A 6,950-nucleotide genomic window follows, 5' to 3' on the forward strand; every position below is an offset into this window, starting at 1 on the left:
TCCTTGAACGGGAGGGGTGTGTTGCCCGGCACCTACCACTGCTTGCGTCCGCGCGGCAGGAGCGCTGTATGTCCCGGTATCGGCTTGGCTGTTCATCGCGTCACGTGCCTACGGGGGTGGAGGGTCGGACGGGAACCTGAGGTGTGGCGTCGGGGGTGTCGGGAGCCTGGAAGTCTCCGCCCTCGACGTCGAGATGCGGCAGGAAGCGGTCCAGTCGGCGGGGCAGCCACCAGGCCCGGTCGCCGAGGAGAGCCATGACCGCGGGTACCAGGGTCATGCGGACCAGGAAGGCGTCCACCAGGACTCCGAAGGCCAGGGCGAAGGCGATCGGCATGATGTCGGCGTCGTACGAGAACAGGAAGCTGATGAACACCGAGATCATGATGAGGGCGGCCGCGGTGACGACGCGGGCCGCGTTGCGGGCGCCGGCGACGATGGCGACGCGGGCGTCGCGGTGGTGGACGTAGTCCTCCCGCATGGCGGACACGAGGAACACCTCGTAGTCCATGGCGAGTCCGAAGAGTACGGCCATGACGATGATGGGCATGAAGCTGGCCACCGGGCCCTCGCTGCTCACCCCCAGCGGGCCGGCCAGCCAGCCCCATTGGAAGACCGCGACCGTGGCTCCGAAGGCAGCGCCTACAGAGAGCAGGAATCCGATGGTGGCCTTGAGGGGGATGGCGACGGACCGGAAGGCGACCATGAGAAGGAGCAGTGAGAAACCGACGACGACGATCGCGAAGGGGACCAGTGCGCCGCTGAGCTTGTCGGCGACGTCGATGCTGACGGCGGTCATCCCGGTGACGGCGATGTAGCTGCCGGTGGACTGCGCGAGGGGTCGCATTTCGGTGCGCAGGTGGGAGACCAGGTCGCTGGTCTCCGTCGTCCGGGGCCCGGTGGTGGGGATGATCTGGATGCGGGCAGCGATCTTGTCCTCGGCCACGTCGACGCCACTGACGTCCGCGATGCCCTTGACGTCATCCAGCGTGTTCTCGACGGCGGTGGCCGTGGAGGTGATGACGGTCGGGTCGTCGTCCTCGACGAGGATGACGAGAGGACCGTTCGCTCCGGGGCCGAAGGCGTCACCGATGGCGTCGTAGGCCTGACGGCTCGACGAGGTGGTGGGGCTGTTGCCTGAGTCAGTGACCGCGACCTTCAGCTGCATCGCCGGAAGGGCGAGGGCGATGATGCTGACGGATCCGAGGATCAGGGTGCGTACCGGTCGGCGCAACACCCCCTCGGTCCAGCGCACGCCCAGCGGGGTCCGGCCACCGCGTGCCTTCCTGCGGCCGGCGCGGGCACCGGGCTTGGGGATGAGCCTGCGGCCGAGCATTCCCAGCAGCGCCGGCAGCAGGCCCAGGGCCAGGACGACGGCGGCGGCGACGGCTCCCGCGGAGGCCAGGCCCATGGAGGTCAGCATGGGAACGCCGGCGACCGAGAGACCAACGAGGGCGATGATCACGGTGGCGCCGGCGAAGACGACAGCGCTGCCCGCGGTGGCGTTGGCCCTGGCGATGGACTCCGCGACGGGCATGCCGGAGGCGAGCTGGGCACGGTGACGCGAGACGATGAACAGGGCGTAGTCGATACCGACGGCGAGCCCCAGCATGATGGCCAGGGTGGGCGCGTTGTCACTCACACCGAACACTGTCGCCAGGCCCATCATCGCGGCCATGGCGCCGACCACGCCGAGGACGGCGGTGAGCAGCGGCAGTCCCGCGGCGGCGAGCGAACCGAAGGTGATGACGAGGATGACCAGCGCGACGCCCATGCCGATCAGCTCGGTGGGCCCGACGGGAGGGTGCGACTCTTCGTAGGCGTCACCTCCGTAGATGGTCTTGAGACCCGCCTGCTCGGCCTGGCCGCCCGCTGCCTTCACCGCGTCGAGCGTGCCGGCGGGTACGTCTTCGTCCGCCTTGGTGGTGAAACTGACCTCCGCCACCGCGGTACGTCCGTCCTCGGAGACGGTGCCGTTCTCGGCCGGGTCGCTGACCTCGCTCACGCCGCTTACGTCGCTCGTCGCGGCGAGGGTGGATGCCAGCGACCTCTGCAGGGCCGGATCGGTCACCTTCTGGCCGGAAGGGGCCTGGAAGACGATCTGCGCGGACTGCACCTCCGGGGAGGGAAAGTGACGGTCCATCTTGGTCAGGGCCGTCTGTGCCGGTGACCCGGGAATGGAACTGCTGTCCTGGAAGGAGCCTGCGAACGAGAACCCGAGACCGATCACCGCTCCCAGAGCCAAGAGCCATGCGACCAACATCGTTCGCCACCGTCGAGCGCCGAGCGCGCCCAGCCGGTACAAGAGCGTAGCCATGCCTGCATCCCTCATCGGTAGTGGATTGAGGCTCTGATCCTTCTCGGCGAACTTGACGGGCGCCCGCCGATGAACCTGAGGGTTTCTTGACGGTCGACCGCAGCGTCGTCAACTTCGCCGTGCTTCACCCCGGGGCTGCCGCTCGGAAGATCCGACCTCGTCGCAGGTCATCCGACCGAAGAATTTACTGCATGCTGTAGAACAAGCCCACCGAGCAAGGGAGCTTGCGGCCTTTGGGGAAGCCTCACTGCACGAGAAGCATCGGCATGCCTGTGCAGAGCAGGCCGCAAGGGGCCTGCTCTCCCCAGCAGGAAGGCGTCCCGACACCGTCGACGATCCCATATCTGTCAGGCTCCAACTGGTCGACAGTGGTGGGCGAGCTCCGCCGCGACGATGCCGTTCCGCGCGGCTTTGGGGGCAGAGCACCCCTGGTGTGCGTGGTGCCCCTCACCTACGCCTCCTCCCGGCTGGGACAGGTGCGGGCCATGCGCTACGGCGTCGGCCTGCTGGTCGGCTTCACCGCTCCCACGGTTCCCGGCACGGCCATCTCGATGGTGGTCACCTCCGTCGGCTACGCGGCTTTCGCCGTCAACGCCCTTGTCGCGTTGTGGGGTCTCGCTCCCAGCAGGCACGTTCTGGGCACCTACACCGGCCTACCGATGACGTCGACATGGAACCGGCGCACCAAGCCATCCACATCGAGGCTCGGAAGCCCGACGGCAAGGGCCCTGCTGCGCCTCGGCCCCTGCCCCCATCTCGTAATGCGAGTTCACGTTCGATGACGTGAGGGGGGTGGGTGCGCCATGGAGGCAGTCGGTCCGGGCAGCGCACGTGTATCACCGTCGACCTCGCGCCCGCGGGCTCCTCTGCACCCAGCCCATACCCCGGCCCTCGACCCGGGCCTCAGTGACGCAGATCACTGAATCAGGCCTGTATCCGTCTCGCCCGACCCGCAACCCCGAGGGCCTTGGGACGTCTGTCGATTTGGATGCGCCTCCAGCACAGAGCCGCCGCAAGGGAAGCCACCCATGACGGACGGTCACCCAACCGCCAAGACTGATGATTAAGAGGACCGAACATGTCAGTACGTCACGCCGCTGCCCGCAGCCCCCGTCCGAGCCGGCTTCGCGCCGTGCTGGGCGCCTCGGTTGTGGGCACCGCGCTGGCCCTGGGGGGAGCCTTCACCGCCCACGCCGCACCCGCCTCGTCGGATGCACCCACCGAGGCACAGAAGGCGCAGGCTGCCTCTCCGGTGACGTCCACTTCCACCGGGAAGCACGCCAAGCCCTACGTTTCCGGGTCGGAGACGCCCGCTCCGAGCTCGGAGACGGACGTCCCGGCTGACGCGAAGCCCGCACAGCCTGTGCAGCTCGCGGCTGCGGCCAGGTGAGGCTCAGCGTTTGGCCCGCTGATCGACGCTAGGTCGTTCGGCGACATCACGTGAAAGCACGCTGCAGGGGCTCAGGCCCAGCAGCGGTCCGTCCGCCCGGGGTCCCGGGCGGACGGACCGTACTGTGACGTCCAGGAGACATGTGAGAACAGCGGCGATCCCAACCGCAGCACCATCGCTCGCCTGGTGGCGGACGATGTTCAGGCCGGTGCGCCCCTTGTTCTGCGGCGGAGTGGCTCTGATGCGCCGAGCGCAGAACACACTCGCGCTGCGTTCACTGGCCGGCCGGAAGGGTAGCGGGAGAAGGCTGTTCGAAGCCGTGCCCCCCAGCACGGTGACAGCCGGGGACGAGCACGGCTTCAGTGAGCTTTACCACCATCGCCGGTTGGCGCTTGTGCGGCTGGCACTGCTTCTGGTGGACGATCTTCCGACGGCAGAGGACGTGGTACAGGACGCCTTCGTCGCACTCCTGCGCCGCCACGGCGGTCGGCTGGCGGAGCTGGACGACCCCGAGGCCTACTTGCGAACCAGTGTGGTCAACAGAGCTCGCTCGGCTCTGCGCCGGCGCCGTACAGCACGCGCCTACATTCCTGAGCGGGAACGCCATGCCCCGTCCGCCGACAGGAGCGTGCTCCTTGCCGAGACCCATCAAGAAGTGATCAACGCGTTGCAGCGTCTCACTCGCCGACAGCGCGAGGTCCTGGTCCTGCGCTACTGGTCGGACCTCACCGAGGCACAGATCGCCGACATCCTCGGAGTCTCCCGTGGGACGGTCAAGTCAACCGCCAGCCGGGCCCTGGACGCTCTCGGCAGACACCTGGAGGTACCTCGATGACCGAGCACCCCTCTCCGCCGCGCTCCAGTTCTTCGCGCTGCCGGCGCCTTGCGGAGATCCAGCGATGAGGCGCAGCCAGCTCCACCACGCGGAGACCGAACAACGACTGCGCGAGGCCCTGGAAGCCCGGGCCAACAGCGCCGACTGGGCACACCTGCGGCCCGCCGCCCTTCCCACCAGGCCCAGACGGTCCTTCCTCCCCCCTCGCCGGATCGTCATCGTGTTGTTCGGCCTGGCTGCGGTTGCTGCCTGCGCACTGCTCGCCGTCACGGGCAGCAATTCAGACAGCCCGGTCCGTCCCGCCGACACCCCCTCGCATTCAGTGAGCCCCTCCACGTCTCAGGCCCCGACTTCCCCCGCCATCCAGGTGCCGCCCTCCAGGGAGGCCGCTACTGCGGGAGCACCCGACCCAGCTTCCCCCGTCCCGCCACCGTGACGAGACAATGACCAGCCTGACGGTGCGGGCTTGCAGTGTCGGCCGTTGTGCGGATCGTGTCTCGTTTGGTGACCCTCGACCATGGGCTTCCATCCAAAGTCGATCAGGACCGCTTCGTCGAGTTGTTGCAGCACGGCCTCGTGCAGACGGGCCCACACGCCGGCCCGGGACCAGATCAGGAACCGGCGGTGGGCGGTCGACTTGGAGATGCCCAAGCACGGCAGCAACGTGAGCCAGGCGCAGCCGCTGACCAGTACATAGCTGATGGCCGCGAACAGGGTCTCATCAGGCGTGTCCTGCGTCCCGCCGCCCTGCGGCCGCACCCTCGACGGCGGGATCAACGGCTTCGTGATCTCCCACAACCCGTCCGGAACCATCCAACTCCAGGTACCCGGCCCACGGCCGACTCAACGAGCCACCGCCACATCACGGTGGTGGTAACCAGATCAGAAGTCACCCGGGTTGACGACCTGAGTTAACGAAGATAAGTTATCGCCACTAACCAGGAGGGGAGTGACCCGTGGTCACACTTGAAGCCGAAGACGTCTACGCGCTCGCGCCGTATGCCAAGACGCTCGGAGTCGAGTTCAAGGAGATTACGGAAGCCGGCGTTCAAGCCAGACTGGCGCACGATCTCTCCCTTTCCACGGTGGGCGGCGGCCTCCACGGAGGGGCGTTGATGGGGCTCGCTGATGTGTGTGCTGCCGTGTGCGCCGCCCTCAACGGTCCAGCTGGCGCCGCACCAGCCACCGTGGAGTCGAGCACGCATTTTCTTCGGCCCGCACGCACGAGCGTCGTTGCGACAGCTCGTCCCTTGCGTCTGGGGCGCAACACTGTCATCGAGGTCGACATTCATGATGACGAAGGTGAACTGTGCGCCCGGGTAACCCAAGTGGTCACCACCGTCAAACCGAAGGCATCTTGATGCCTCGTCACGCACATTCGGGGCATCGCGGTTTCGTCACCTGCGTATGGTCGCCCTCTCACGAAGGCTCGTATCTGTGACCGGTTCCCGGGTTCGCGCCGCCAAAGGCCAGGGCGGTCTGCTCCGAAACCAGCTTCTCGACATCGCCGATCAGCTGCTGGAAGGCGGAGGCGCCGACGCTCTTACGATTCGTGCAGTAGCAACAAGTGCGGGAGTCAGCCCGCCGGCCGTCTACCTCCACTTCGCCTCGAAGAGGGAACTCGTCCATGCGACGTGCCTGCGTGTGTGGAGCTCACTGTTCATCGAGTTGGAAGCAGTGTCCCGGGAAATCCCGGATCCCGTGACGGCGCTCTACGAAACCTGCGTCGCCTACATCGCATTTGGACTTCGTCATCCTTCCCAGTACCGACTGGTGATGGCCGGTGAGGCCACCGAAGCCAGCCGCCAGAACGAAGATGAATGCTTCCGCTATTTCCGGGACAAGGTCGCAGCCTGTGTTGATGCCGGGGTACCTGTGACGAGTAAGACCGAAACCGCCAGAGTGCTGTGTGCCAGCGTGCACGGGGCGGTTTCTCTTCTGATCCACCAAGAGCGTGATGTATGGCCTCCAAATAGCGACCGCTACGTCAGGCGGGCGGCGTCCTCAGCCGTCCACGGCGCTCTTCTCACTGCATCTCACGCGTTCACACCCTCGATGGCTGGCGTGACTCAGTCGGGCTGAACCATGAGTGCCAAAGGCGCGCCGCTGGGATCACTGGCCAGTGAGGGAGGCGACGGACAGGGGCCGCGGAGCAGGGCGCAGAAGAAGCCGAAGTTCCGGCTTGAGCACGGTGAGCCCCGCTGCAGGCACTGGGTCCGCTGAACAGGACTCCGGGTGTACTGCGCACGCTTACGTCCCGGCCCTGGTGGGAGTTGGAGAACATGACGTGGCTGACTTCCATGAGACGGGCAGGCCCTTGAGAGTCCGCTCCGGTATCCGCATCGTGGGTGGCGGCCTTTATGAGCGCTCCTTGCCCGGACCATGAGCAAACGATGACGGCGTGCGAGTGG

At 66.9% G+C, this 6,950-nt stretch carries 5 protein-coding genes and 1 pseudogene; 4 read left to right on the forward strand and 2 right to left on the reverse strand.

Translation table 11 applies throughout. From position 1 onward, the window contains the following. Window positions 1–100: 100 nt before the first annotated feature. Complete coding sequence (locus ABT063_RS48525) at window positions 101–2,314, reverse strand: MMPL family transporter (RefSeq protein ID WP_351068023.1); 2,214 nt, start codon at window positions 2,312–2,314, stop codon at window positions 101–103. 440 nt (window positions 2,315–2,754) lie between these two features. On the opposite strand from ABT063_RS48525, the gene ABT063_RS48530 reads away from it, so the two are divergent. Continuing rightward, window positions 2,755–3,096 (forward strand): hypothetical protein, encoded by a 342-nt coding sequence (locus tag ABT063_RS48530; RefSeq protein WP_351068025.1) that lies wholly within the window; start codon window positions 2,755–2,757, stop codon window positions 3,094–3,096. A gap of 849 nt (window positions 3,097–3,945) precedes the next feature. After that, window positions 3,946–4,539 carry a SigE family RNA polymerase sigma factor gene (locus ABT063_RS48535; protein WP_502991035.1) on the forward strand — a complete coding sequence of 198 codons (594 nt, stop codon included), beginning with the start codon at window positions 3,946–3,948 and terminating at the stop codon, window positions 4,537–4,539. A gap of 462 nt (window positions 4,540–5,001) precedes the next feature. Here the strand turns inward: ABT063_RS48535 and ABT063_RS48540 are convergent. After that, window positions 5,002–5,352, reverse strand: a pseudogene (locus ABT063_RS48540) (transposase); the annotation flags it as partial. Window positions 5,353–5,495: 143 nt separating this feature from the next. Here ABT063_RS48540 and ABT063_RS48545 point away from each other — a divergent pair. Both ABT063_RS48545 and ABT063_RS48550 read left to right on the forward strand, forming a co-directional pair. Beyond that, entirely contained in the window at window positions 5,496–5,900 is a 405-nt protein-coding gene (locus ABT063_RS48545) for a PaaI family thioesterase (RefSeq protein WP_351068030.1), read from the forward strand. 76 nt (window positions 5,901–5,976) lie between these two features. Further along, window positions 5,977–6,621: a TetR/AcrR family transcriptional regulator gene (locus ABT063_RS48550; RefSeq protein ID WP_351068032.1), complete on the forward strand. Its 645-nt coding sequence runs from the start codon at window positions 5,977–5,979 to the stop codon at window positions 6,619–6,621. The last annotated feature ends 329 nt before the right edge of the window (window positions 6,622–6,950 follow it).

Origin of the sequence: Streptomyces sp. NPDC002838, assembly GCF_040295365.1 — a bacterium.
Taxonomy (GTDB): Bacteria; Actinomycetota; Actinomycetes; order Streptomycetales; family Streptomycetaceae; genus Streptomyces.